General features: G+C 64.0%; 27 protein-coding genes. 16 read left to right on the top strand and 11 right to left on the bottom strand.

Going from position 1 to position 23,879, the window contains the following annotated elements; all coding sequences use genetic code 11:
* The first annotated feature begins 129 nt into the window (after window positions 1-129).
* The 9 genes from BMW76_RS16860 to BMW76_RS16820 all read left to right on the top strand — a co-directional run bounded on the left by BMW76_RS16860 (window position 130) and on the right by BMW76_RS16820 (window position 8,925).
* Complete coding sequence (locus BMW76_RS16860) at window positions 130-630, top strand: hypothetical protein (RefSeq protein ID WP_090866995.1); 501 nt, start codon at window positions 130-132, stop codon at window positions 628-630.
* A gap of 87 nt (window positions 631-717) precedes the next feature.
* The gene (locus BMW76_RS16855; protein ID WP_177200407.1) at window positions 718-1,233 is read left to right on the top strand and encodes a hypothetical protein; all 516 of its coding nucleotides are present in this window, start codon (window positions 718-720) and stop codon (window positions 1,231-1,233) included.
* Window positions 1,230-1,898 (top strand): hypothetical protein, encoded by a 669-nt coding sequence (locus BMW76_RS16850; RefSeq protein WP_090866991.1) that lies wholly within the window; start codon window positions 1,230-1,232, stop codon window positions 1,896-1,898. Before BMW76_RS16855 ends, BMW76_RS16850 begins: the two co-directional genes overlap by 4 nt.
* A 28-nt stretch (window positions 1,899-1,926) precedes the next feature.
* Entirely contained in the window at window positions 1,927-3,318 is a 1,392-nt protein-coding gene (locus BMW76_RS16845; RefSeq protein ID WP_090866989.1) for a hypothetical protein, read from the top strand.
* Window positions 3,319-3,621: 303 nt separating this feature from the next.
* Window positions 3,622-4,341 carry a C39 family peptidase gene (locus BMW76_RS16840; protein WP_090866988.1) on the top strand — a complete coding sequence of 240 codons (720 nt, stop codon included), beginning with the start codon at window positions 3,622-3,624 and terminating at the stop codon, window positions 4,339-4,341.
* Between the two features lie 6 nt (window positions 4,342-4,347).
* Window positions 4,348-5,154, top strand: coding sequence for a peptidase C39 (locus BMW76_RS16835; protein WP_090866986.1), 807 nt, complete (start codon window positions 4,348-4,350; stop codon window positions 5,152-5,154).
* A 97-nt stretch (window positions 5,155-5,251) separates the two neighbouring features.
* A complete protein-coding gene (locus tag BMW76_RS16830) occupies window positions 5,252-6,718 on the top strand; it encodes a hypothetical protein (RefSeq protein WP_218162540.1) in 1,467 nt (488 codons plus the stop codon).
* Window positions 6,719-6,742: 24 nt separating this feature from the next.
* Window positions 6,743-8,281 (top strand): sigma-54 dependent transcriptional regulator, encoded by a 1,539-nt coding sequence (locus BMW76_RS16825; protein ID WP_090866984.1) that lies wholly within the window; start codon window positions 6,743-6,745, stop codon window positions 8,279-8,281.
* A gap of 143 nt (window positions 8,282-8,424) precedes the next feature.
* Window positions 8,425-8,925, top strand: a complete 501-nt coding sequence (locus BMW76_RS16820; RefSeq protein WP_090866982.1) for a dihydrofolate reductase — start codon at window positions 8,425-8,427, stop codon at window positions 8,923-8,925.
* Window positions 8,926-9,046: 121 nt separating this feature from the next.
* Here BMW76_RS16820 and pmbA read toward each other — a convergent pair whose 3' ends face one another.
* Window positions 9,047-10,417, bottom strand: a complete 1,371-nt coding sequence (pmbA, locus tag BMW76_RS16815; protein ID WP_090866980.1) for a metalloprotease PmbA — start codon at window positions 10,415-10,417, stop codon at window positions 9,047-9,049.
* 239 nt (window positions 10,418-10,656) lie between these two features.
* Here pmbA and yjgA point away from each other — a divergent pair, with 239 nt between their 5' ends.
* Window positions 10,657-11,265, top strand: a complete 609-nt coding sequence (gene yjgA, locus BMW76_RS16810; RefSeq protein WP_090866978.1) for a ribosome biogenesis factor YjgA — start codon at window positions 10,657-10,659, stop codon at window positions 11,263-11,265.
* Entirely contained in the window at window positions 11,246-11,872 is a 627-nt protein-coding gene (mog, locus tag BMW76_RS16805; protein WP_090866976.1) for a molybdopterin adenylyltransferase, read from the top strand. Before yjgA ends, mog begins: the two co-directional genes overlap by 20 nt.
* A gap of 1 nt (window position 11,873) precedes the next feature.
* Here mog and orn read toward each other — a convergent pair whose 3' ends face one another.
* A complete protein-coding gene (orn, locus tag BMW76_RS16800; RefSeq protein WP_090866974.1) occupies window positions 11,874-12,503 on the bottom strand; it encodes an oligoribonuclease in 630 nt (209 codons plus the stop codon).
* A gap of 130 nt (window positions 12,504-12,633) precedes the next feature.
* Here orn and BMW76_RS16795 point away from each other — a divergent pair, with 130 nt between their 5' ends.
* From BMW76_RS16795 to BMW76_RS16785, 3 genes are read left to right on the top strand one after another with little or no spacing between them, the layout of a single operon-like run.
* Complete coding sequence (locus tag BMW76_RS16795; RefSeq protein WP_090866972.1) at window positions 12,634-13,893, top strand: M48 family metallopeptidase; 1,260 nt, start codon at window positions 12,634-12,636, stop codon at window positions 13,891-13,893.
* Window positions 13,890-14,843 carry a ribosome small subunit-dependent GTPase A gene (gene rsgA / locus BMW76_RS16790; protein WP_090866970.1) on the top strand — a complete coding sequence of 318 codons (954 nt, stop codon included), beginning with the start codon at window positions 13,890-13,892 and terminating at the stop codon, window positions 14,841-14,843. The genes BMW76_RS16795 and rsgA overlap by 4 nt, the downstream gene beginning before the upstream one ends.
* Before the next feature lie 11 nt (window positions 14,844-14,854).
* Window positions 14,855-15,175, top strand: coding sequence for a putative signal transducing protein (locus tag BMW76_RS16785; RefSeq protein WP_090867286.1), 321 nt, complete (start codon window positions 14,855-14,857; stop codon window positions 15,173-15,175).
* Window positions 15,176-15,257: 82 nt separating this feature from the next.
* On the opposite strand, the gene BMW76_RS16780 is transcribed toward BMW76_RS16785, so the two are convergent.
* From BMW76_RS16780 to rpsP, 6 genes are all read right to left on the bottom strand, one after another.
* Window positions 15,258-16,196, bottom strand: a complete 939-nt coding sequence (locus tag BMW76_RS16780) for a CobD/CbiB family protein (protein WP_090866968.1) — start codon at window positions 16,194-16,196, stop codon at window positions 15,258-15,260.
* A 154-nt stretch (window positions 16,197-16,350) separates the two neighbouring features.
* Complete coding sequence (locus tag BMW76_RS16775) at window positions 16,351-17,049, bottom strand: CoA pyrophosphatase (protein WP_090866965.1); 699 nt, start codon at window positions 17,047-17,049, stop codon at window positions 16,351-16,353.
* Window positions 17,050-17,140: 91 nt separating this feature from the next.
* Entirely contained in the window at window positions 17,141-17,530 is a 390-nt protein-coding gene (gene rplS / locus BMW76_RS16770; protein WP_087738977.1) for a 50S ribosomal protein L19, read from the bottom strand.
* A gap of 147 nt (window positions 17,531-17,677) precedes the next feature.
* On the bottom strand, window positions 17,678-18,445 hold the full coding sequence (gene trmD / locus BMW76_RS16765; RefSeq protein ID WP_090866963.1) for a tRNA (guanosine(37)-N1)-methyltransferase TrmD: 768 nt from the start codon (window positions 18,443-18,445) through the stop codon (window positions 17,678-17,680).
* A gap of 24 nt (window positions 18,446-18,469) precedes the next feature.
* A complete protein-coding gene (gene rimM, locus BMW76_RS16760; RefSeq protein ID WP_090866961.1) occupies window positions 18,470-19,165 on the bottom strand; it encodes a ribosome maturation factor RimM in 696 nt (231 codons plus the stop codon).
* Window positions 19,166-19,259: 94 nt separating this feature from the next.
* Window positions 19,260-19,514 (bottom strand): 30S ribosomal protein S16, encoded by a 255-nt coding sequence (gene rpsP / locus BMW76_RS16755; protein WP_006476550.1) that lies wholly within the window; start codon window positions 19,512-19,514, stop codon window positions 19,260-19,262.
* Window positions 19,515-19,955: 441 nt separating this feature from the next.
* On the opposite strand from rpsP, the gene BMW76_RS16750 reads away from it, so the two are divergent.
* A complete protein-coding gene (locus BMW76_RS16750; RefSeq protein WP_090866959.1) occupies window positions 19,956-20,423 on the top strand; it encodes an NINE protein in 468 nt (155 codons plus the stop codon).
* An 8-nt stretch (window positions 20,424-20,431) separates the two neighbouring features.
* On the opposite strand, the gene BMW76_RS16745 is transcribed toward BMW76_RS16750, so the two are convergent.
* Together BMW76_RS16745 and BMW76_RS16740 are read right to left on the bottom strand one after the other, a co-directional pair.
* Window positions 20,432-21,577, bottom strand: a complete 1,146-nt coding sequence (locus tag BMW76_RS16745; RefSeq protein ID WP_177200406.1) for a PA0069 family radical SAM protein — start codon at window positions 21,575-21,577, stop codon at window positions 20,432-20,434.
* A gap of 101 nt (window positions 21,578-21,678) precedes the next feature.
* Window positions 21,679-22,167 (bottom strand): Lrp/AsnC ligand binding domain-containing protein, encoded by a 489-nt coding sequence (locus tag BMW76_RS16740; protein WP_090866957.1) that lies wholly within the window; start codon window positions 22,165-22,167, stop codon window positions 21,679-21,681.
* A gap of 172 nt (window positions 22,168-22,339) precedes the next feature.
* On the opposite strand from BMW76_RS16740, the gene BMW76_RS16735 reads away from it, so the two are divergent.
* Window positions 22,340-23,626, top strand: a complete 1,287-nt coding sequence (locus BMW76_RS16735) for a D-amino acid dehydrogenase (RefSeq protein ID WP_090866955.1) — start codon at window positions 22,340-22,342, stop codon at window positions 23,624-23,626.
* Between the two features lie 85 nt (window positions 23,627-23,711).
* Here BMW76_RS16735 and BMW76_RS16730 read toward each other — a convergent pair.
* Window positions 23,712-23,879: acyl-CoA dehydrogenase C-terminal domain-containing protein (locus tag BMW76_RS16730; protein ID WP_143062277.1), on the bottom strand; the 168-nt coding region annotated here is incomplete at its 5' end.

The following is a 23,879-nucleotide window of genomic DNA, read 5'->3' as shown; positions in this document are numbered from 1 at the left end:
AGACCTGAAACGTTTACGGCCGATTTTCAGCAACGGGCGCCGGATCGATTTTGGGCGGACCAATCGCATCAATGGGTTCGCACGGATGGCACACGTTTCGCTAAATCTCCCGCACCAAGGAGAGACATCATGCGACCCGTTTTCGGCATCGACTCGAGCACGATCCGGCGACTGCCAGCCAGCGCGGCCCTGTGCGTCGCGCTCGCTCTCGTCGCGCTCCCCGCAGGCGTAAGCGCGCAGGAATCCGTCACGCTCGAGCCGCTCGCAACGGCAGCGCAACCGGCGCCCGATTCCGCGAATGAAACGTTTGCGGCCACCGCCAATGTCGGTACGGGACCGGAAGCGGAAGCGGAAGCGGCAACGGCAGCGGAAGATGAGTCGACACGCGCGCAGGTCATCGACGAGCCCGACGACGGCACGCCGACGAGCACCGTTGCGCTCGACGACCAGGTGCTCTCGCGTCAGCGTGGCGGCGCGGCAGGCATGGTGATGGTCGCGGCGACGCCGCAGCTGACACGCGGCAATGCCGTGACGCTGTGGGACGAGATCGCGCCGCCGTCGCCGCTGCCCATCCCCGTCGACGCCGCACGCGCCGCGCAAGGCAACGTAGCGAACTACCAGCGGAAGTAGGAAAAGCAGCAAGACACCACCCGCAGCATCACAGGCGCAACGAAGACCATGCAAAGTGTTTCGGACTCCGTATCGGGAGCACGCAAAATGATCGCTTCATTGGGGACGCGGTACAGCCGCGCAACGCGCGCGACAACCCTGGCTGCGCTTGTCGGCGCATTCGTCGGCGCATCCGCTGCCGGATTCGCGGGCGTCGCAGCCGCGCAGGTCGTGAATCCCGGCGATATCGTCGTCGAGAGGGAAATCACGCCGCGCATCGCGTATAACCCGGTGCCGAGGGATCAGGACCCCGTGACCTCGCGTGTCTCGACGTTCCCCGCCAACACCTTCAACCCGACGATGGCGCAAGTCGCCTCGGACGCCGACCTGACCAACGCGCACGGCTCGACGGGTCTCGACAGGAACGTCGCGGGCAACGCGGGGCTGCAGGCCGTCACACGCATCCTGACGGGCAACACGACGAACAACAACGTCGCGCTCAACTCCGGTGGCATCGGGCAACCGGCGCCGGGGCTCGGCGGCAGCATCTCGGCGTCGGTGACGGGCGCGCTCGCGCCGCTCTCGACGGCGCTGGGCGGCGCGCTCGGAGGGCTCAACAAATGACCGCGCTCTTCCGTTCGCCATTGCCGCTCCGGCGCATCCCGGCGCTCGCCTGCGAAGCGGCCTTCGCGCTCGCCGGGCTCGCAGCAATGCACGCCGCGTGCGCGCAACAGATGCCGCAACAGATGCAACAACAGGCAGCGCGCGTGACGGGCGACGCTGACATCGCGACGGGCGCAGCCGTCGGCGTGACGGGCGCGCTCGCGGTCAACCAGACGGCGGGGCTGAACAACGCGCAGCTCAACCAGTTGACGATCTCGAACGGCAACGCCGCCGGCAACGACAACGCCAGCATCCAGAGCGCCGGCGCGCGGGCCCGCGTGCCGAACGCGCGCGCGTCGATCAACGGCAATGCATTTTCGAATACGTCCGGAGCGGTGATGGTGAACCAATCTGCGGGCGCAGGGAATCTCCAGCGCAACAGTGTGCAGCTCGGCACTGCGGCGCCTGGAGTCGAGGCTGTCTCGGATGGCGTGCTGTCCGCGGCGGCCGCGAAGAACGGCGGTCAGGGTCAAGCCATCGGGGTCCAAACCGTGCGCGAGACCAGCATCTCCAACGACGCCTTCAAGAGCGTCAACGGAATCGTGCAGATCAACCAGACTGCCGGCGCCGGTAATGCCACGGCAAACAGTTTTGTGCTCCGTCCCCCGGCGGGCACTCTTTTCTAACTGACCACAACGAGTATCGGAGCGAAACATGAAGCGCACTCTCATTGCAGCAGCCGTCCTCGCAGCCGCTTCCTCCAGCGCCTTCGCGAGCCCGCTGAAGAACCCGTTCATCTTCAACGCGACGCTGGTGGGCGAAGCCGTCGGCATCGAAGGATTCGTCACGCTGTTCGGCTGCGTGGGCGTCTCCAGCACGGCGGGCGCCGTCGTCAACAACACGCAGCATGCGTACGCGAACGCATCGCTGAGCCCGAACGCGCAGTCGTACACGTCGGGCAGCATCACGACGCGTATCAACAACAGCTACGACTCAGTGAAGGGCGGCGGCTACGCGTGGGCTTCCGTGTCGACGTCGCACTCGTCGTCGGCGTATGGCGCCCAGGGCTTCCAGGAATCGTCCAGCTACAAGTACGCGAATCAGAGCAGCTCGATCAAGGGCGGCGGCTATGAGTTCAGCGCCCATGCATCCGAGATCAACGGCAGCTTCAGCCATGACAGCCAGAACGCCGGCGGCCATATTTCGGCAGGCGGCCATGCGGGCGGCAGCTATCAGTACGCGTCGTTCAACACCCCGCACTTCGGCTTCGGCGAAGCGCATGTGCAAGGCGGCTTCTCCGCCGGCTACAACGAATCCAGCTACAGCAACAGCAACCACCTGTCGGGTGCATTCGGCGCGGTGGAAGGCTCGGGCCAGGGCGCGGTGTGGGGCTACAAGGCCAACCAGGGTTCCGGTTATCAGGCCTTCCGCGAGCAGTCGAGCGGCTATGAAGTCGAAAGGTCGAGCAGCCACGACAGCGTAGCGGCGCAATGGGGCTTCAGCTCGACGGTAGACAGGACGGATGTCGACGTGTACGGCAGGGTCACCGAGCACATCAACACGCAGAAGGCGGGCAACCTGACGGCGACGACGGGTGCGAACGCCGCGCAGAACGTCAGCGGCAACATCGGCGTGAACATCGCGGAAGGCGTGAACAACGCGCAGAGCAACGACGCCGCGCTCGCTTCCGTCGATGCCGGCAATGTGTTCGGTAACGCACAGGTCTTCAACAACCAGAGCTCGGGTGGCCACGCGAACATCAACAACTTCAAGGTGAACGCATCGGTCGGTGACAACTCGCTGCAGTACGCATCGGGCAACGTCGGCGTGAACGTCGCGTCGGGCATCAGCAACGTGCAGAACAACAGTATGGCCGCTTCGACGTCGACGGTCTCGCGCAATCATGCCAGCGCGGCGATGGTCGCCACGGATGAATCGTCGCAGTCGGCGGGCGTGTCGTTCCACGGTTCGTTCGAAGGCACGGCGATGCTCGGCGCGGGCGCGCTGAGCCACGCGACCGGCAACATCGGCGTGAACATCGCGGGCGGCGCGGGCAACGTGCAGCACAACGGCCTCGCAATCGCTTCGATGAACACGAGCCACTAAAAAAGCAGCCATAAGGGGATGCACCGGCGGCCTAATCAGCCGCCGGCGCGACCTGGCAGCAGCGATGTTGCATGGGACCAGCGCACGCATGCGACGGGAGCGGACACCCAGGCTCCAATCCCGCCGACATGCCGGCTCTGGTCGACCGCTGTGCATGGGACCCGGTAAGTGCTCTGCATGACGCTGGAGTGAGCGCTCTGCGTGGGGCTCGCGTAAGTGCTAAAGCACTAACGCCAGCCGACAGCCAAACCACTCACTCTAGCCGAAAGCTGAAGCGCTAACCCGGGTCGACAGGAGACCAGCATGTCCCGGTTCGACCGGTATCCGGCGTTTCGATTCGCCGATGCTGCCGTTGCGTTCGCAACTTGCGCGATGTGTGCGACAGGGCACGCACAGGCGAGCATCGACACGTCTACCCTCGCAGGTGTTCCGCTAACCAAAACGGTGCATTCGATGAGGGAGCTCCGGTACCGCCATATCGTCAGCCAGCAGTTCGACTACAGCTGCGGCGCGGCGGCGCTCGCGACCCTGCTCAAGTACGGCTACGGGATCGACATCCCCGAGACGGAGCTGATCCGCCGGATGATGGTGTTCTCCACGCCGGAAGTAGTGGTCAAGAACGGCTTCTCGATGCTCGACATGAAGAAGTTCGTCGAGACGATCGGCCTGCGCGGGCGCGGCTTCAGGGTCAACACGGACGCGCTGTATCACCTCCAGATCCCCGTCATGGTTCTGATGAACATCGACGGCTACGAGCACTTCGTGATCGTCAAGCACGCGCAGGACGGTCGCATCTTCATCGCGGACCCTGCCCTCGGCAATCGCATCCTGCTCGAGGAGGACTTCGCGAAGACGTGGAACGGGCTCGTGTTCGCAGTCGTCGGGAAACCGTTCAGGGAGGATTCCCCGCTGTTGCAGGACAACGAGTCGCTGGCGCTGCGTTTGCGCGAGCGCGCGCTCGCCAACGGGACGGCCGCGACTCCCTTTGTCGAATACGGCTTGATCAAGGCAGACCTGTTCTGACCACCCATGAAGCACTCTCTCTCACAGCCCGGCCGCACGTGTCTCGCGATCTTGCTTGCCACGACGTGCGGCCTCGCGACCAGCGCCTACGCCTCGGACCTGACGACGTTCCGCGACGTGGCGCCGGCCGCTATCCAGTGGCAAAGCGTCGGGGACGATGTGCTCGCCCAGCAGACCGGAAAAGGCGCGGGCGGACAGATGATCTCCGGTTTCGTATTGAACGTGCTTTCGCAATGGCAGTTGCCGAACGGCGCGAATGCGCTCGCGCAAGGCAGTCTCTCCGTCGCGCGCGATGCGGCGAACGCGCTGACGGCCAACGTCAACACGCGCGCGAGCGTCACCGACGGCCACGGCAATCCGGGCGCGAACCCGCATGCCCACGCCGGCGGCGGACAAAGCGTCTCCGTCAACGGCGTATCGCAGGTCACGCAGGTAGCGGGCGATCGCAACGTCGGCTTCAACACGGCGCAGATCGACTTCAACAACAATCCGCAACTGCTGGCGGGCGGCGCGAATGCGCAGAGCGCATCGGCATCGAACGCGGCGGGCACCATCAAGGCGGGCATCGCGTTCGGCAACGGCGGCGTGACCGTCGCGCTGCAGACGCCCGCGGGCATCGCGTCGCAAACCATCGTGCCCGGCAACGCGCAACAGGCGGGCGCAATCGCACAACTGCTGCAGATCGCAGGCAATAACCAGCAAGTCGCCAACCAGTTGCAGCTTTCATTGCGGACGGCGCCGATGTCGTCCGCGATGCTGCGCCAGGCCGGCGTCCTCCAGGCCCTGCAAAACGCGCCTGGTTCAAGGAGATGAAGGCAGCTTTATGTCACCAGGAGGAGTCGCGACGAAATGCGGCAGCGCCGGGCACAAGAATCAGCCACGCGCTGCCAGTTTCACCGGGGGAACAACAATGATGACCAATACAACAAGCAGGAGGCCGCGGGCTCGACTCGCGGCCATCCCTGCTGCTGCAATGCTGTATGCGCTGTCGCAGGGAGCGGGCGCGCAGGCGCTCAACAATCAGTCGCTAGAAGAACGGCTCAATACGCTGATGCGCGTGGTCGACGAGCAGCAGCGGCAGATCCAGTCGCTCGAGCGGCAGGTGACGAATCTGGAAATGGCGCAGCGCGGTCGCGGCGCGCCGGGCTATGGCGCGCCCGCTGGCAGCGAAGCCGTCGCCGAGCAGCCGGGCGCCGACGGCCTGCCCGTGCCGCTGCCGCCGCTCGCGCAGGTGACGCCGGGCGCGCCCGCGCCGGGCAACGCGACGGGCACCGCGACAGGCGTGCCCGTCAATCCGCCTGCGCCGGAGGGCGCATCGGCGGGCGGCTCGCCGGGCACGACCAACCCGAACGCGCAGGCGAGCGGTCCCGGCCTGCCGCAAGGCGCGGTCGGCCAGACGCAGAAGGCTGCCGAGCCCGTACGCACGCAGGCCGAGGAAGCCGTCGTGCAGCGCGAGCACGCGCCCCTCTTCGATCACAAGCTGACGCTGGACTGGGGTATCAGCGATACCTACTACGACCGCCGCCAGCTGCAACTGTCCGGCTTCCTCGCGCTCGACGCGATTTTCCTCGGCAACATCAATCTGGGGCAGACCAAGTCGCACCAGATCATGGCCGATCTCGACACGCGCTACGGTCTGACGGACCGCATCAGCGTCGACGTCGACGTGCCGTATGTGTACCGGCACAGCCAGTTCATCGTCGGCGGCGCGGGAGGCGCGGCCAACACGCTGTCCGATGCGTCCGTCAATTCGAATGCGATCGGCGACGTCAACTTCGGGATCTACTACCAGTTCCTGAAAGAGACCAACAACATCCCGGACGTCGTCGGCAGTCTGCGCGTGAAAGCACCGACGGGCACCTCGCCGTTCGGCCTCAAGGTCGTTCAGCTCGACCCCGATAACACGAATCTCGTCGCGCCGTCGAAGCTGCCCACGGGCACGGGCTTCTGGAACGTCACGGCGGGTTTGTCGGTGCTCAAGACCTATGACCCCGTCGTGCTGTTCGGCAGCCTCTCCTACACGTACAACATCGCGCGCTCGTTCGACGACATTTCATCGGTGGTCGGACAGACGCAGCCGGCAACCGTGAAGCTCGGCGACATCTTCCAGCTCGGGGCGGGCGTGGCGCTTGCATTCTCGGACAAGGACTCGGCCAGCATCTCGTACACGCTCGCGCTGCAGCCCTCGTCGAAGACGAAGGCGCCTGGCGGCGACTACGTGAAAGTGCCGGGCAGCGAAACGACGGCCGCCGTGATGAATTTCGGACTGAACCATGTGGTGAACAGGCATCTGACGATCAACGGTTCGGTGTCGATCGGCATGACGCCCGACGCGCCGAACTACGTAATCGGCGTGCGCTTTCCCTACACCTTTTGACGTGACACTGATACGAGGCAGATCGTGCGCGAAACTTCTCATCTGAGCCCCGTTCCTGCACCCGCCGGCGCAGGGCTGCGCCTGGCGGCGTCGCATGGGTCCACGACACCCGCCGCACCCGCTGCATCCGATGTGGTTCCGACGGCCGTCGATACGCGCGTCGCGACGCGCACCCTGCTATATGTCGCGCGCGCGCCCGACGACGCGCTCGTCGAGCATCTGAAAAGCCGCGGCTGGAACGTGCTCGTCGCGCGCTCGGCGCACGAGGTCGGACGGCTCATCAAGCCCGCGACGGTGTGCGCGGGCATCGCCGACATGGCGAGCTTCGCGGTGCGCGAGCTGCCCGGCCTGGAGCCGAGCCTGCGTGCGCAGCAGGTCGGCTGGATCGCGCTGGCGAACGCCGAGCGGCTCGCCGATCCTGACGTGCGGCGGCTGATTCGCCACTACTGCTTCGACTACGTGAAGATTCCCGTGGCGAACGCGACCGTCGACTATCTCGTCGGCCACGCGTACGGCATGGTCAATCTGTGCGACCCCGACATGCCCCTCGACACCACGAGCGCGAGCGATGACGAAATGGTCGGCACCTGCGAAGCGATGCAGCAACTGTTCCGCACGATCCGCAAGGTCGCGAACACCGATGCGAGCGTGTTCATCTCGGGTGAATCGGGCACGGGCAAGGAACTGACCGCCCTCGCGATCCACGAGCGCTCGCCGCGCCGCAAGTTCCCGTTCGTCCCGATTAACTGCGGCGCGATTCCGCATCACCTGCTGCAATCGGAGCTGTTCGGCTACGAGCGCGGCGCGTTCACGGGCGCGAACCAGCGCAAGATCGGCCGCGTCGAGGCCGCGAACGGCGGCACGCTCTTTCTCGACGAAATCGGCGATCTGCCGATGGAAAGCCAGGCGAGCCTGCTGCGCTTTCTGCAGGAGGGCAAGATCGAGCGCCTCGGCGGCCATGAATCGATTCCCGTCGACGTGCGCATCATCTCCGCGACGCACGTCGATCTCGAAGATGCGATGAGCGACGCGCGCTTCCGCTCGGATCTGTTCCATCGGCTGTGTGTGCTGCGCGTCGACGAGCCGCCTCTGCGCGCGCGCGGCAAGGACATCGAGCTGCTCGCGCATCACATCCTCGGCAAGTTCAAGGCCGATAACGCGCGCAAGATTCGCGGCTTCACGCCGTCGGCGATCGAGGCGATGTACAACTATCACTGGCCGGGCAACGTGCGCGAGCTGATCAACCGCGTGCGCCGCGCGATCGTGATGGCGGAAAACAAGCTGATTTCCGCCGAAGATCTCGACCTCGCGCACTTCAGCGAGCAGCAGACGACGAGCCTCGCGCAGGCGCGCGAAGCCGCCGAAAAGCGCGCGATCGAGGCCGCGCTGCTGCGGCACCGGCATCGGCTCAACGAGGCGGCGGCGGACCTCGGGATCTCGCGAGTGACACTTTACCGGCTGATGGGCACGCACGGCCTGCGCGATACGTCGAATGACGACAAGGCGGGCTTCAAAGGCGACGACAAAGATCTGGACGCCAGCGATCAGGACGCGCGCGACTAGCGCCTCTGCACGCGACCTGAGCGGCCCAAAGGGATGCGAACGGCGCGGGCCGTCTCGCGCGCTGCCGGGCGTGTTCGGCCGGGCAGCGCGCGCTCGGGTAGAATCGGCTTCCGCTTTCCGCTACCCGTTCCATACTTTCTTGCATGACGACGCTCACTCTGATCGTCGCTCGCGCCCGCAATGGCGTGATCGGCCGTGACAACCAGCTGCCCTGGCGGCTTCCCGAAGACCTCGCTTTCTTCAAGCGCACGACGATGGGCGCGCCCATCGTGATGGGCCGCAAGACGCATGAATCGATTGGCCGCGTGCTGCCGGGACGGCGCAATATCGTCGTCACGCGCGATGCGCAACGCCAGTTCGCCGGCTGCGACACCGTCACGAATCTCGACGACGCGCTGGCGCTCGCGGCACGCGACAACGCGTCCGAAGCGTTTTTGATCGGTGGCGCGCAGCTGTACGAAGACGGCTTGCGGCACGCGGACAAGATGATCGTCACCGAGATTCACGCGGACTTCGAAGGCGATGCGACGTTCCCGGCGCCCGATCCTGCGCAGTGGGAAGAAGTCGCGCGCGAAACGCATCGTGCGAAAGAGCCGAACGACTTCGAATATGCGTTCGTGACGTACCGACGCAAGGCGCGTTGAGCCTCTGGCCCCTGCCCGGTACAAAGCAAAAAGCCACGGAATCGCTTCCGTGGCTTTTGCGTTTTTGAAGCGGCTTGCGCCTCGATGTACCGCCTAGTGCATACCGCTCAGTGAATACCGCTTACTGCCCCGCGACGGTCATGCGCTCGATCAGCACCGAGCCCGTCTGTTTGGTGCCGCGCACGATCGTATCCGCGCCGATCGCGACGATATGCCGGAACATTTCCTGCAACGTGCTCGCGACCGTGATCTCCTCGACCGGGTACTGGATCTTGCCGTTCTCGACCCAGAAGCCCGACGCGCCGCGCGAATAATCGCCCGTCACGTAGTTGACGCCCTGCCCCATCAATTCCGTCAGCAGCAGGCCCGTGCCGAGCTTGCGCAGCATTTCCTCGAAGTCGTCCGTGTCTTGCGTGAGCGCGCTGCGCAGCGACAGGTTGTGCGAGCCGCCCGCGTTGCCCGTCGTCGGCATGCCGAGCTTGCGCGCGGAGTACGTCGACAGGAAATAGCCTTCGACGACGCCGTCCTTCACGACGGCGCGCTGCTTCGTGCGCACGCCTTCTTCGTCGAACGGCGCGCTGCCCATCGCGCGCGGCACATGCGGATCTTCGACGATCTGCACATGCGGCGCGAACACCGGCTTGCCGAGGCTGTCGACGAGAAACGACGTCTTGCGATACAGCGCGCCGCCGCTCGTCGCCTGCACGAACGCGCCGAGCAGGCCGGCCGCGAGCGGCGCCTCGAACAGCACGGGCACCTTGCGCGTATCGAGTCCGCGCGCGCCCATGCGCGCGAGCGCGCGCTCGGCGGCGTAGCGGCCCACGGCTTCGGGATCGGCCAGCTCGCCTGCGCTGCGCTTCGACGTGTACCAGTCGTCGCGCTGCATGTTGCGGCCGCTACCCGCAATCGGCGCGCACGCCACGTAGTGACGCGAGTACGGATAGCCCGACAGAAAGCCGCGCGACGTGCCCAGCACGAACTGTGAATGCTGCGCCGATACGCTCGCGCCTTCCGAGTTTTTGATCAGCGGGCTCGTGGCGAATGCGGCGTCTTCCGCGCGGCGCGCGAGTTCGACGGCTTCGTCCGCATCCAGATTCCACGGGTGATACAGGTCGAGATCGCGCGGATCGGTTTCCAGCAGCGCTTCTTCGGCGAGCCCCGCGCAGTCGTCTTCCGCCGTGAAGCGCGCGATGTTGTACGCGGCCATCACCGTGTCCTTCAGCGCTTCGGGCGAAAAGTCAGACGTACTCGCGTTGCCGCGCTTGTTGCCGATGAAGACTGTCACGCCGACCATCTTGTCGCGGTTGTGCTCGATCGTCTCGACTTCGCCGCGCCGTACGGAAACGGACAGGCCGTCGCCCTCGGAGATTTCGGTTGCCGCATCGGTTGCGCCGAGCGACTTTGCGTGGCGAAGAATGTCGGAGGCGATTTCTTTCAGTTCATCCTGCGTGTGCGGGAAGAAACGTTGCCGGACTTCCATGTCTGCTGCCATTGTCGTTTGCCGTCCTCAGTTGCCGTGCGGTCCGGGCCGAGGCCCGCGAGAGTTCGTCGTTGCATGTTGCCCTGCTTCGCCGGCCTGTGCGCCGACGCATCCCGCGATCATAGCAAGCTCTACGCCGCTGCACCTGGCATTCGCGATGCCTTGCGGCGATGCGATGCGCGGCGCGTGTGGACCGGTTGGCGCGACGTGCGGCGGGCTTGGCGACAGCACGGCAAGTTACAATACCGCGCATGACACGCAAAACCCGCATTCAACCGATGACACTCGCTGACGTCGACGACGACAACGGGTATGACCGTCCCAGCAAATCGCAACTGAAGCGCGAAATGCACGCGTTGCAGGCGCTGGGCGAAGAACTCGCCGCGCTGCCGAAAGACGCGCTCAAGCGCATGCCAATGCCGGAAGCGCTCGACGAAGCGATACGCGAGGCGCGCCGCATCACCGATCACGAAGGCAAGCGCCGCCAGATGCAGTATGTCGGCAAGGTGATGCGCGGACTCACCGATGACGAAACAGGCGCGCTGCGCGAGGCGCTCGACAAGTACAAGGGCATCAACAAGGCAGAAACGGCGCGCCTGCACTGGATCGAGCGCACGCGCGAACAGCTGCTTGCCGATGACGCCGCGCTGACGGAATTCATCCGCGTGCATCCCGATGCCGATCCGCAGCAAGGCCGCACGCTGATCCGCAATGCGCGCAAGGAAGTGCAGCAAGGCAAGCCGCCGCGCTATTTCCGCGAGCTGTTCCAGTGGATCAAGAACGCGGACAGCGCCGGCGCGGACGACGACGAAGCCGCTACCCACGATTCGGACGACGACGATGACGATTCCCACGCGTAATCATCCCGACGAACTGGTCGTCGGCCTTGTTTCGATCAGCGACCGCGCAAGCACGGGCGTCTACGAGGACAAGGGCATACCTTCGTTGCAGGAGTGGCTCGGCGGCGCGCTCACGTCGCCGTTTCGCACGGAAACGCGCCTGATCCAGGACGACGCGCCGACCATTACGAAGACGCTGATCGAACTGGTCGACGAAGCGGGCTGCGATCTCGTGCTGACGACGGGCGGCACGGGCCCCGCGCGCCGCGACGTGACGCCCGAGGCGACGCTTGCGGCCGGGACAAAGGAAATGCCGGGCTTCGGCGAACAGATGCGGCAGATCAGCCTGAACTTCGTGCCGACGGCGATCCTGTCGCGTCAGGTGGCCGTGATCCGCGAGACGGCCGAGCGCGCCGCGCTGATCATCAATCTGCCGGGACAGCCGAAGTCGATCAAGGAGACACTGGAAGGCCTGCGCGACGAGGCAGGCAAAGTGAAGGTGCCGGGCATTTTCGCCGCCGTGCCGTATTGCATCGATCTGATCGGCGGTCCGTACATCGAGACGAACGCCGACATCGTGACGGCGTTCCGGCCGAAGAGCGCGATACGCGCTCCACGGCAGGGCTGATTTATTTTGCCGGCGCGTCGGTGGACGGCGCGTCGGCGGCCGTGCCTGCGGCCGGGATCAGGAAATGCTCGCGGTAGTAGCGCAGTTCGTCGATCGATTCGTGGATGTCGGCAAGCGCCGTATGCATCGCGCGCTTCTGGAAACCCTTGTAGATCGCAGGTTGCCAGCGGCGGCACAGTTCCTTCAGCGTGCTGACGTCGAGGTTGCGGTAATGGAAGAACGTCTCGAGTTCGGGCATCCAGCGCGCCATGAAACGGCGGTCCTGGCAGATCGAGTTGCCGCACATCGGCGACTTGCCAGGCGGCACGTACTGGCCGAGGAACACGCGGATCTGCTCCGTCGCATCGGCTTCCGTCACCGTCGACGCGCGCACGCGGTCGATCAGCCCCGAACGGCCGTGCGTGTTCTTGTTCCAGTCGTCCATCTTGCCGAGCGTCTCGTCGCTCTGGTGGATCGCGAGCACGGGGCCTTCGACGACCTTATCGAGTGTCGAATTGGTCACGACGACAGCGATTTCGATGATGCGGTCGTTGTCGGGATCGAGCCCCGTCATTTCCATGTCGAGCCAGACGAGGTTCATGTCGCTGCGCACGAGCGGCGGCTGATCGACGGATTCGATAATGTCAGTCATTGAAGGCAACCTTGATTTGGAACGGCGCGAGCGGGTCAGCCGACACCCGCAATGGGCCAACGATGGCGCGCTCCCGCCCGCAGGCAGGAACAAACATATAATTCTCGCATAGAACCCACGGATTCCCCGGATGCCTACTCTGTACTTCACTGTTCTGTTCGTGCTCGCCGTGGCGGCGATGGTCGGCATGAAGCTCTGGCTCGCGTCGCGCCAGGTCCGCTTCGTCGCGGCGCACCGTGATCGGGTGCCGCAGCAGTTCGCGGGCACGATCGCTCTCTCCGCGCATCAGCGCGCCGCCGACTACACCATCGAACGCACGCGGCTGACGATGATGGAGATCGTCGTCAGCGCGGCCGTGCTGATCGTGCTCACGCTGCTCGGCGGCGTGCAGATTCTCGATATTGCCATCGGCGACTGGTTCGGCCAGGGCTATGTCGGGCAGATCGCGCTGGTCGCGGCTGTGATAGCGATCACGAGCGCCGTCGATCTGCCGTTCGAGTACTACCGCCAGTTCGCGATCGAACAGCGCTTCGGCTTCAACCGGATGACGAAACGCATTTTCTTCGTCGACCGCATCAAGGGCGTGCTGCTCGGCGCCGCTTTCGGCCTGCCGCTGCTGTTCGTCGTGCTGTGGCTGATGAAGCAGGCGGGCACGTACTGGTGGTGGTGGGCGTGGGTCGTCTGGGTCGTGTTCCAGATGCTCGTGCTGGTTCTCTACCCGTCCTTCATCGCGCCGATGTTCAACAAGTTCGAGCCGCTGAGAGACGAAGCGCTCGTCCATCGCATCGACGCGCTGATGAAGCGCTGCGGCTTCGCCGCGAAGGGCCTGTTCGTGATGGACGGCAGCCGCCGCTCGGCGCACGGCAATGCGTATTTCACGGGCTTCGGCTCGTCGAAGCGCATCGTGTTCTTCGATACGCTGCTCTCGCGCCTGTCGGGCAGCGAGATCGAAGCGGTGCTCGCGCACGAGCTCGGCCACTTCAAGCGCCGCCATGTCATCAAGCGGATGATCGTCACGTTCGCGATCAGCCTTGCGATGCTCGCGCTGCTCGGCTGGCTCGCGCAGCGTACGTGGTTCTTCGAAGGCCTCGGCGTGCAGCCGTCGATGACGGGCAGCAACGACGGGCTCGCGCTCGTGTTGTTCTTCCTCGCAGTGCCCGTGTTCGTGTTCTTCGTGACGCCGCTCGGCAGCCTTTTCTCGCGCAAGCATGAGTTCGAAGCCGACGCGTTCGCCGCGACGCAGACGGACGCGAGGGATCTCGTCAACGCGCTCGTGAAGCTGTACGAGGACAACGCATCGACGCTCACGCCCGATCCGCTCTACACGGCGTTCTACTACTCGCATCCGCCCGCTTCGCAGCGGATCGACCGGCTGCTGCGTCACGCATGAGCGGCCGTTCACCGAAAGCGCTGCGCGCGGCAGCCGCCAGCGAGCGCGCGCAGGAACGCACGCGCGGTCTCGTGATCGCCGCGCATGGCCGTCACTACATCGTCGCGCCCGAGGACGGCGGCGCGATGCTGCAATGCTTCCCGCGCGGCAAGCGCAGCGAGATCGCCGTCGGCGACCAGGTGCTGTACGAGCCGACTTCCGCCGATCAGGGCGTGATCGTCGAGATCGGTGAGCGGCGCAACCTGCTCTATCGCTCGGATCAGTACAAGTCGAAGCTCTTTGCGGCGAATCTCGATCAGCTGTTGATCGTGCTCGCGACCGAGCCGCATTTCAGCGAAGACCTGCTCGGACGCGCGCTCGTCGCCGCGGAAGAGAACGAACTGAAGCCGCTGATCGTGCTGAACAAGATCGACGTCGAGGCCGCGCTGCCGCTCGCGCGCAAGCGGCTCGAACTGTATCGCGAGCTCGGCTATACCGTGCTCGAAGTGTCGATCAAGATGCAGCCGGAAGCCGCCCGCGAAACGCTCGCCGAACATCTGCGCGGACATTCGACGCTTCTGCTCGGCCAGTCGGGCATGGGCAAGTCGACGCTCGTAAATCTGCTGATTCCCAATGCGGAAGTCGCGACGCGCGAAATCTCGACGGCGCTCAACAGCGGCCGTCACACGACCACCTTCACGCGCCTCTACCCGCTTCCCGGCGGCGAAGGCGCGCTGATCGACTCGCCCGGCTTCCAGGAATTCGGCCTGCACCATCTGACGGAAGGCAAGCTCGAGCGCGCGTTTCCAGAGTTCAGGCCGCTCTTGCCGAACTGCCGCTTCTACAACTGCCATCATCTGCATGAGCCGGGCTGCGCGATTCTCGAAGCCGTCGCCGATGGCCGCATCGCGAAGGAGCGGCACGCGCTCTATGCGCAGCTCGTGCACGAGGCGAGCCAGATCGTCCGCTGATATTGATCATGATGAAACTGATGCGCGCGCCGAACGTCGTAATCGGACAGCATTGGGTCAATCTGCTGGCCGCGGCGGGTATCGCGTGCGAGTTGCACAACCGCTATCTGAGCGGCGCGATCGGCGAGATTCCGGCGGATCAGTGCGCGCCGGAACTCTGGCTCGTCGACGAACGCGACGAGATGCTGGCGAGGAAAGTGATCGACGCGGCACGCAACGGGCCTGCCGCCGATGCGCCCGGATGGCGTTGCACGCATTGCGGCGAATGGCTCGAAGCGCAGTTCACCGTGTGCTGGAATTGCGGTACTGCGCGCAATCCGTTGGAAAACTGAAGGCGGCTTTCAGCGGGCGGTATGCGGGATTGGCGTTTGGTCTTTCGTGCCGGCTTTTCGCGCTGAGGATTGGCGACAGCGCTTATGCAAGCCAGACCGCAATGGTCAGCATCAGCAGCAGGATCATCCACAGGATGACGGCGCGCCACACGAGGCCCACCGCCGATTGCAGCGTGCGCGGCGTGCAGTCATCGCCGACGGTCATCGGACCGCCGTCGCCCGTCGCCAGCGCATCGAGGCTCGACACTTCGGCAAGCGGGCCCGCGAGCCGCGCGCCCAACGCGCCGCTGCCGGCGGCGAGCAACACGCCGTCGTTCGTATCGGGCCATTGGCGCGTGTGGTTGCGCCATGCATAAATCGCGTCCTCGAAGTTGCCGACGATCGCAAAGCCCAGCGACGTCAGGCGCGCCGGAATCCAGTCGATCACGAAGAACGCGCGCTGCGCGAACGTGGAGAATGCAACGGTCCGGTCGTCGGCGGGCTGCGACCAGGCGCGCGCCAGGTATTCGGCCGTGCGATACAGCACCGCGCCTGCGGGGCCGACGGGAATCAGGAACCAGAAGAACACGCCGAACACATGGCGATGCGACGCGACCACGGCATGAATCAGCGTGTGACGCACGATCTCGCTGACGGGCATGTCGACGGTATCGATGCCCGTCCATTCGTTGAGGATTTCGCGGGCGCGCGGCACGTCGTCGTTGTTCAACGACAGATGGATATCCGTGAAATAGTGGCTGAACTGCCGGAAGCCCAGCGTGAAGTACAGCACTGCGACGTTCCACAGGAACGCGAGCACGAAGTGAATCTCGTATAGCACGAAGTAGATCAGGCCGACGACGAGCGTCCACGGCAGCACGACGACCAGCCACGCGAGGAAGCCGTGCTTTTCCTTGCCGGCATCGAAGCCTTGCGCCGTCGATTCCGCATGGTATTGAAGGAGTGCCGCAACGGGATTGTTCGGCGACAGCGCGCGCACCTGTTCGAGGATGAGGGCCAACAATACGGAGAAAAAAGTCATGCGAGGCGCCGTGCTATTCGAGTTCTTGACGAGCGGTTCTGTCTGGCCGAGCTATCGGAATTGGTCATAACGATAGCACAGGGTCGGATGGGGCTGAGAGGCAGCGATTACAGATGCACTACAGCCGGCCCTGTGCTTCGCGCGCCGCTTCGCATCAAGCGGCGAGGAAGCGATAGAAATTGCGCAACATGCCCGCCGTTGCGCCCCAGATGAAGTAATGGCCGCCCGCTTCGCCGCGCGGGTAAGGCATTGCAAAAAAACGACGCTCGCCGCCTTCCCAGTGCAGCACGCGCACCTGATGATTGCTCGGCTCCATCAGAAAGCGCAGTGGCACTTCGAAGATCTCCGCGACTTCGAACGAATCCGCCTTCACTGAAAACGGCGGATGAACGAGACCGACGACAGGCGTCACGCGAAAGCCCGTGCCCGTCAGATACTCGGGCAACGCGCCGAGCACTTCGACGCGAGACGGATCGAGACCGACTTCTTCCTGCGCTTCGCGCAGTGCCGTTGCCGTCACGGTGGCGTCGGCGGGTTCATGACGGCCGCCCGGAAAGCTGACCTGCCCTGCGTGGTCGTTGAGATGATCGGCGCGCAACGTGAGCAGCACGCTCAGGCCCTCGTCGCGGACGACGAGCGGCACCAGCACCGCCGCGACGCGCGGATCGCCTGTTTCGCGCCAGCGCACTTCGCGCGTCTCCTGCTCCCACGGCAGGTTCTGCTCGAAGCGCGCGCGCAGGCCATCGGGCGTCAGGCGTTCGGAGACGACGGCGGGCAGATCGGCATCTGTCGCCTCGACAGGCAATGCTTCGGGGTCAAATACGGGACGGGCGGGACGTGAAGGGGCGGTCAATGGAAGTCTCGAACCAGCGCTTGTGGGACATAACGCTATTTTGACCTGGCAAAGAAAAAAGCACCCGTGAAGGGTGCTTTTCTTACAGCATTTACTGTTGAGCGGCTGCAGCGCGGTCTTTCGACACCAGCTTCTCTTTGATTCGAGCCGACTTGCCCGAACGCTCGCGCAGGTAGTACAGCTTTGCACGACGCACATCGCCACGACGCTTGACGACGATGCTTGCCAGCAGCGGCGAATACGTCTGGAACGTACGCTCGACGCCTTCGCCCGACGAGATCTTGCGGACGATGAACGACGAGTTGAGGCCACGGTTGCGCTTCGCGATCACGACGCCTTCGTAGGCCTGAACGCGCTTGCGGTTACCTTCAACCACGTTCACGTTCACCACCACCGTATCGCCGGGAGCGAATTCGGGAATGGTCTTGCCTGCGAGCACGCGCTCGATTTCTTCCTGCTCGAGTTTTGCAATCAGATTCATCACTGACTCCTAATGCCATCTTGTCGGCGTTCGTACCTGCCTCGCGCTACGCGCGCCCGGCTACGGCCCCGATAGAGGATGGGTTCACATCTGGAACCGGCCACGCATGGAAGGCTCCGCCTAGGTCTCGCCTCGTCGCCCGAAGACTCAATGCTTCGCGGCTTCCTTGGCGAGATTTGCGAGCCATGCCTCGTCGGCACGGCTCAACAACTTGTTCTTTCTGGCCCGGTCGATCAGATCGGGCCGTTTGACGAGCGTGTTGCGCAGCGCTTCGCGCCGCCGCCACTGCTCGATTTCCGCATGATGGCCGCCGAGCAGCACATCGGGTACGCGCACACCGTTGTATTCCTCGGGACGCGTGTAGTGCGGGCAATCCAGCAAACCATCGACAAAGCTATCCTGCACGGCCGATTGCGCATCGTTCAGCACGCCTGGCAGATGACGCACGACGGCGTCGATCAACGCCATGGCGGGGAGCTCGCCACCCGACAGCACGAAGTCGCCGAGGCTCACTTCTTCGTCGACGACACGATCGATCAGCCGCTGATCGATCGCCTCGTAGCGGCCGCACAGCAGGATCAAACCGGGCTCTGCGGAAAAACGCATCACCTTGTCGTGATCCAGCGTAGCGCCCTGCGGCGACATCATTACCACGCGCGCGCCGTTGATGCTCTGCTCCGCCTGCGCCGCTTTCGCGGCATCGATCGCATCTTCGAGCGGCCTGGCCAGCATCACCATGCCAGGGCCGCCGCCGTACGGGCGATCGTCGATCGTGCGGTAGTTGTCGGTCGTGAAATCGCGCGGATTCCACGTGCGCAACCCATAACGCTGCTGCTTCGCTGCGCGGCTCGTGATGCCCCAGTCGGTCAGCGCGCGAAACATTTCGGGAAAGAGCGTGACGATATCGAATTGCATCGCTCTCTCCGTGAAGCGAACGTTCTAGTAATCGGCGTCCCAGTCGACGACGATCTTCTTCGCCGTCTGATCCACCGTCTTGACATAGACGCCGACGAACGGGATCAAGCGCTCGCCGGTGACAGGCTTGCCGTCTTTGCCGGTAGCCGGATACTCGATGCGCAACACCGACTGCGCACCGTTGTCGATCAGATCCGCCACTTTGCCGAGTTCGACGCCCGCCTCGTTGACGACATCGAGGCCCAGCAGATCGACCCAGTAATACTCATCGGCTTCGAGCGCAGGGAAGTCGCCGCGGCGCACGTAGACGCGATAACCGCGCAACGCGAGCGCGACATCACGGTCGGCGACGCCGCCCAGATGCGCAACGATGCTGTCGCCATGAATCTTCGACTGCAGGCAGGGCGCCGATTTGCGCTCGCGACCCTTTTCGAGCCACCAGCGCTTGGCGTTGAGCAAGGCGTCGCCGCCCTGGCCGGCGTCCGCATGCGCGGCCACCTTCACCCAGCCTTTGAGACCGTATGCATCGACAATTGCACCGACTTCGATTGCATCGCCGGGCCAGCTCTCCGTCGACTCGTCGCACATTTCCTGCGCGGCCGCGGCCTTGTCTGCGGACCGTTCGACCGGCTTGCTGACAAATGCACCGAATGACGCCCGCGTGACCGGCTGGGATTTCGCCTTCGCGCGACCTGAACTATCCGAATCACGCTCCGACATCAGCGAACCTCGAGCCTGCATACGTCAAACCCGTACACCCAGACTCGCGCAGAACCGACGCTGCACGAGCCGACGATGTACCTTGAAACTGCATTTACGCAGCCGGTTGCGCCTTTTGCGCTTCCTTCACCAGACGCTGGACGGTCGGCGACAGTTGCGCGCCAACGCCTTGCCAGTACGTCAGGCGATCTTGAGCGATACGCAGCGACTCACCCTTCGTGGCGACCGGGTTGTAGAAGCCAACGCGCTCGATGAAGCGGCCGTCACGACGGTTACGCGAATCGGTTGCGACGATGTTGTAGAACGGGCGCTTCTTCGAGCCGCCACGAGCCAAGCGGATGATGACCATACTAGAATCCTTGAAAACCGGGGTTCGAAACTACTGAAACACGCGATTATATCCCGAAACAGAAACCACAACAAACACTTAGCGGGATAAACCGGACGATGGGGTTGCGCGGGACGCCCATCCGGATGAACGCGCAAGTATGAAACAGTCCGAGCCAGCCTGCTGGAGAGCAGTGAAGCCCTCTTTAACACCTAGATCCCTTACTGCTCGCAGCGCCGTCGCGTACGCGCCACGATTCCGTGCAGCGGACGCGTATTCTGATCCTTTTCGCTTCGTCGCTGTCACCTTTTGTTGACCTGCTCTGCCGCGCAGCTCTCGGCGAAGACGCAAGCCGGGCATAAGCGATCGGAAGCGCCGCGCGGACAGCGGGCGTCGTAGAATGCGCGTCGCGCTGTGCACCGTCTGCGCAGCCACGCCCTCGTTACCCTGTCGATCACGTTCATGGCTACCGTCGCTACGCATCACTCGCGCTTTCGCTCGAAGACCGTCACCGCCGCGCTCGCGTTTTTCTTCGGCACGCTCGGCGCGCATCGCTTCTATTTGTACGGCGCGCGTGACGTGTGGGGCTGGGCTCACATCGTTGGGACGATCATCGGCATTCCCGGCTTCCTGCTGCTCGCGGCGACCGAACGCGCTTCCATCACTGGCTGGGTGCTCGCTGTTCCCGGCGCCGTGTCGATATTGGCGGCATTTCTGGCCGCGATCGTCTATGGCCTGCGTCCGGATGAAAAATGGGACACGCAGTTCAACGCGCAAACCGGACATCACAGCCACGCTGGCTGGACCGTCGTCTTCATCGTGATCTTTTCGCTGCTGATCGGCGCGTTCCTGCTGATGACGGGTCTTGCGCTGTCGTTCCAGACCTATTTCGAATCTCAGGTCGAAGCCGCGAAAGCGATCTCACAGTAACCGCTCCATCAGAAAAGGCTTAACTGGGATGTTTCCGGCGCAACGGGCTTGGACGGTTCGACCCGTTTGAAATGCGACATGTCGAGAATGCCGTGGTTGCGCGCATTCAAGCCCAGACGCCGCACCGCGTTCGCAAAGCGTTGCCGGAGCAGATCGGCCCATAGACCCTCGCCCTTCATCCGCGTCGAGAACGACGAATCGTAGTCCTTGCCGCCGCGCATATCGTGTACGCGGCTCATCACGCGGTCGGCGCGATCCGGAAAATGCGCCGCGAGCCAATCCTTGAAGAGCGGCGCGACTTCCCAAGGCAGACGCAACACGATATAGCTCGCGCTCGTCGCGCCGGCTTGCGCGCACGCTTCGAGCACGCGCTCCATGTCCGGCTCCGTGACGAACGGAATCACGGGCGCGATGCTGACGCCAACGGGAATCCCCGCGTCCGCCAGCGTGCGGATGGTTCTGAGCCGCCTCGAAGGCGTCGCGGCGCGCGGTTCGAGCGTGCGAGCGATGTCGGCATCGAGCGTCGTAATCGTGATTGCCGCCATCGTCAGCCCTTTCTCCGCCATCGGCGCCAGCAGGTCGATATCGCGCTCGATCAGCGAGTTCTTGGTGATCGCCGCGAACGGCTGGTTATGGTCGCTCATCACCTGAATCACGCGTCGCGTCAGTTGCAACTCGCGCTCGGCTGGCTGCCATGCGTCCGTATTTACGCCTAGCGCGATCGGTTCCGGCACATAGGACTTCTTCGCCATTTCACGCGCGAGCAGTTCGGGCGCGTTGACCTTCGCGTAGATCCGGCTTTCGAAATCGAGGCCCGGCGACAGCCCCAGATAACTGTGCGTCGGACGCGCAAAGCAATAGATGCAGCCGTGCTCGCAACCGCGATACGGATTCAGCGACACGTTGAACGGAATGTCCGGCGACTTGTTATGCGTGAGGATGCTCTTCGCGCACTCCTCGAAAATCTGCGTGCGCAGCGCGGGCCGGCCGCTCTCGTCTTCTGACGGCGCGATCCAGCCGTCGTCGACGGCCTCGCGCTGGTCCACTTCATAGCGGCCCTGCAAGTTCGTCACCGCGCCGCGCCCCTTGCGCGGAGCGGGCGGCGCGATCGGATATTCGGGGATCTCTCGGTCGTAGTCGGTCACGGCACACATCAAAGGCAGCGCAGAATACTGTATAAATATACAGTCTTTACGGCTTTTGTCGAGCGCGACTTTAAGGGCCGATTCACCGCGCACGGCCCCCGTCGGACCGCTCATTCACCGACGGCAATCGTCAGCGTTTCCTTGATTTCCTCCATCACCACATAGCTTTTCGACTGCACCGCGCCGGGCAGTTGCAACAGGATGTCCCCGAGCAGCTTGCGGTAGTCGGCCATTTCGCCGATGCGCGCCTTGATCAGATAGTCGAATTCCCCGGACACAAGATGGCATTCGAGCACCTCCGGGATTTTCTTCACCTCACGCCTGAACTGGTCGAACATGTTGCCGCTTTTGTGGTCGAGCGTGATCTCGACAAACACCAGCAGCGCGGCGCCCAGCTCCGCAGGATTCACGCGCGCGTGGTAGCCGGTGATGACGCCGTCGCGCTCCATGCGCTTGACGCGCTCGATGCACGGCGTCACCGACAGGCCGACCTGTTCGGCGAGTTCCTTCATCGCGATCCGGCCGTCCTCCTGGAGGATTTTCAGGATCTTGTGGTCGAGCTTGTCGAGCGCGCGGACGGGTTGACGCTGTGTACGCATGGTTTTTACTGAAAATCTGAAAAATACAATAACAAAACCTACCTAGACGCAAATAGTATAGCGGTTAACACTAGGCATCCGGCACATCGCCTCGTTAATCGAACAAAAGCACGAACGACGAGGCCCTTCTTTCTCTTATACGCCGTGAGCCTTCGACCTTTTGGGAGTAGCTATGCGTGTTGTCGTTCTGGGCAGTGGCGTCGTCGGGATCACGAGCGCCTATTATCTTGCGCGCGCGGGCCACGAAGTGACCGTCATCGATCGCGAAGCGGGCCCCGCGCTCGATACGAGCTTCGCCAACGCCGGCCAGATCTCGCCGGGCTACGCTTCGCCGTGGGCCGCGCCTGGCATTCCGCTTAAGGCCGTCAAGTGGATGTTCCAGAAGCATGCGCCGCTCGCCATCCGTCTCGACGGCACGCAATTCCAGTTGCAGTGGATGTGGCAGATGCTGCAGAACTGCACGTCCGAGCGCTATGCCGTCAACAAGGGCCGCATGGTGCGCCTCGCCGAATACAGCCGCGACTGCCTGCAGGCGCTGCGCGCCGAAACGGGCATCCAGTATGAAGGCCGTACGGGCGGCACGTTGCAACTGTTCCGCACGCAACAGCAACTCGATGGCGCCGCCAAGGACGTCGCGGTGCTGAAGGAAGCGAACGTTCCATACGAACTGCTGATGCCGGGCGAGCTCGCGCGCGCCGAGCCGGCGCTCGCAGCGACCTCACACAAGCTGACGGGCGGCCTGCGCCTGCCGGGCGACGAAACGGGCGACTGCCAGCTGTTCACGACGCGCCTCGCTGCGCTCGCCGGGCAACTGGGCGTCAAGTTCCGCTACAACACGCCGATCGACGCACTCGCGATGGAAGGCGATCGTATCGCCGGCGTGAAGTGCGGCAGCGAGATCGTCCGCGCGGATAGCTTCGTCGTGGCGCTTGGCTCGTACTCGACGAAGTTCCTGTCGGGCATCGTCAAGATTCCCGTGTATCCGCTCAAGGGCTACTCGATCACCGCGCCGATCGTCGATGCGAAGTCGGCCCCCGTGTCGACCGTGCTCGACGAGACGTACAAGATCGCGATCACGCGTTTCGACAACCGGATTCGTGTCGGCGGCATGGCGGAAATCGTCGGCTTCGACAAGAAGCTCAAGGACGCGCGCCGCGAGACGCTCGAAATGTGTGTGAACGATCTGTTCCCTGGCGGCGGCGATACGTCAAAGGCGACGTTCTGGACGGGCCTGCGCCCGATGACGCCGGACGGCACGCCGATCGTCGGCCGCACGCCTGTCTCGAACCTGTTCCTGAACACGGGACACGGCACGCTCGGCTGGACGATGTCGTGCGGCTCGGGCCAACTGCTCGCCGATCTGATCTCGGGCAAGCGCCCGGCGATCCAGTCGGGCGACCTGTCCGTGTATCGCTATCTCGGCGAAACGACGGGTCAGACGCGTCCTGCTTACGCCTGACCGATTCTCCGTTCCGACATTCGACGACGGCGCCCACGGGCGCCGTTGTTGTTTGCCAGGCAATTGCCTTGGATTTCGGCAGCGCTTAAAACTGATCTTCCGACAGCGCCAGCACGCCTTCGGCGCCCTTCGCGCTGACGATCGACGCTTCCAGCGCCACTGCCTGCGGCAGCACGTGCTCCGCATAGAACTGTGCGGTGGCGATCTTTGCGCCGTAAAACGACGGGTCATCTGACTTCTTCGCTTGCGCGAC

The sequence above is a fragment of the Paraburkholderia diazotrophica genome (genome assembly GCF_900108945.1).
In the GTDB taxonomy this organism is placed as follows: Bacteria; Pseudomonadota; Gammaproteobacteria; order Burkholderiales; family Burkholderiaceae; genus Paraburkholderia; species Paraburkholderia diazotrophica.
The sequence above is the reverse complement of the archived record's forward strand: the minus strand, read 5'-3'. Positions and strand labels throughout refer to the sequence as shown.

Coding starts and splice junctions, on each gene's coding strand:
- BMW76_RS16860 (WP_090866995.1), top strand. CDS start 130: ATGCGACCCGTTTTCGGCATCGACTCGAGCACGATCCGGCGACTGCCA.
- BMW76_RS16855 (WP_177200407.1), top strand. CDS start 718: ATGATCGCTTCATTGGGGACGCGGTACAGCCGCGCAACGCGCGCGACA.
- BMW76_RS16850 (WP_090866991.1), top strand. CDS start 1,230: ATGACCGCGCTCTTCCGTTCGCCATTGCCGCTCCGGCGCATCCCGGCG.
- BMW76_RS16845 (WP_090866989.1), top strand. CDS start 1,927: ATGAAGCGCACTCTCATTGCAGCAGCCGTCCTCGCAGCCGCTTCCTCC.
- BMW76_RS16840 (WP_090866988.1), top strand. CDS start 3,622: ATGTCCCGGTTCGACCGGTATCCGGCGTTTCGATTCGCCGATGCTGCC.
- BMW76_RS16835 (WP_090866986.1), top strand. CDS start 4,348: ATGAAGCACTCTCTCTCACAGCCCGGCCGCACGTGTCTCGCGATCTTG.
- BMW76_RS16830 (WP_218162540.1), top strand. CDS start 5,252: ATGATGACCAATACAACAAGCAGGAGGCCGCGGGCTCGACTCGCGGCC.
- BMW76_RS16820 (WP_090866982.1), top strand. CDS start 8,425: ATGACGACGCTCACTCTGATCGTCGCTCGCGCCCGCAATGGCGTGATC.
- pmbA (WP_090866980.1), bottom strand. CDS start 10,417: ATGGCAGCAGACATGGAAGTCCGGCAACGTTTCTTCCCGCACACGCAG.
- yjgA (WP_090866978.1), top strand. CDS start 10,657: ATGACACGCAAAACCCGCATTCAACCGATGACACTCGCTGACGTCGAC.
- mog (WP_090866976.1), top strand. CDS start 11,246: ATGACGATTCCCACGCGTAATCATCCCGACGAACTGGTCGTCGGCCTT.
- orn (WP_090866974.1), bottom strand. CDS start 12,503: ATGACTGACATTATCGAATCCGTCGATCAGCCGCCGCTCGTGCGCAGC.
- BMW76_RS16795 (WP_090866972.1), top strand. CDS start 12,634: ATGCCTACTCTGTACTTCACTGTTCTGTTCGTGCTCGCCGTGGCGGCG.
- rsgA (WP_090866970.1), top strand. CDS start 13,890: ATGAGCGGCCGTTCACCGAAAGCGCTGCGCGCGGCAGCCGCCAGCGAG.
- BMW76_RS16785 (WP_090867286.1), top strand. CDS start 14,855: ATGAAACTGATGCGCGCGCCGAACGTCGTAATCGGACAGCATTGGGTC.
- BMW76_RS16780 (WP_090866968.1), bottom strand. CDS start 16,196: ATGACTTTTTTCTCCGTATTGTTGGCCCTCATCCTCGAACAGGTGCGC.
- rplS (WP_087738977.1), bottom strand. CDS start 17,530: ATGAATCTGATTGCAAAACTCGAGCAGGAAGAAATCGAGCGCGTGCTC.
- trmD (WP_090866963.1), bottom strand. CDS start 18,445: ATGCAATTCGATATCGTCACGCTCTTTCCCGAAATGTTTCGCGCGCTG.
- rimM (WP_090866961.1), bottom strand. CDS start 19,165: ATGTCGGAGCGTGATTCGGATAGTTCAGGTCGCGCGAAGGCGAAATCC.
- rpsP (WP_006476550.1), bottom strand. CDS start 19,514: ATGGTCATCATCCGCTTGGCTCGTGGCGGCTCGAAGAAGCGCCCGTTC.
- BMW76_RS16750 (WP_090866959.1), top strand. CDS start 19,956: ATGGCTACCGTCGCTACGCATCACTCGCGCTTTCGCTCGAAGACCGTC.
- BMW76_RS16745 (WP_177200406.1), bottom strand. CDS start 21,577: ATGTGTGCCGTGACCGACTACGACCGAGAGATCCCCGAATATCCGATC.
- BMW76_RS16740 (WP_090866957.1), bottom strand. CDS start 22,167: ATGCGTACACAGCGTCAACCCGTCCGCGCGCTCGACAAGCTCGACCAC.
- BMW76_RS16735 (WP_090866955.1), top strand. CDS start 22,340: ATGCGTGTTGTCGTTCTGGGCAGTGGCGTCGTCGGGATCACGAGCGCC.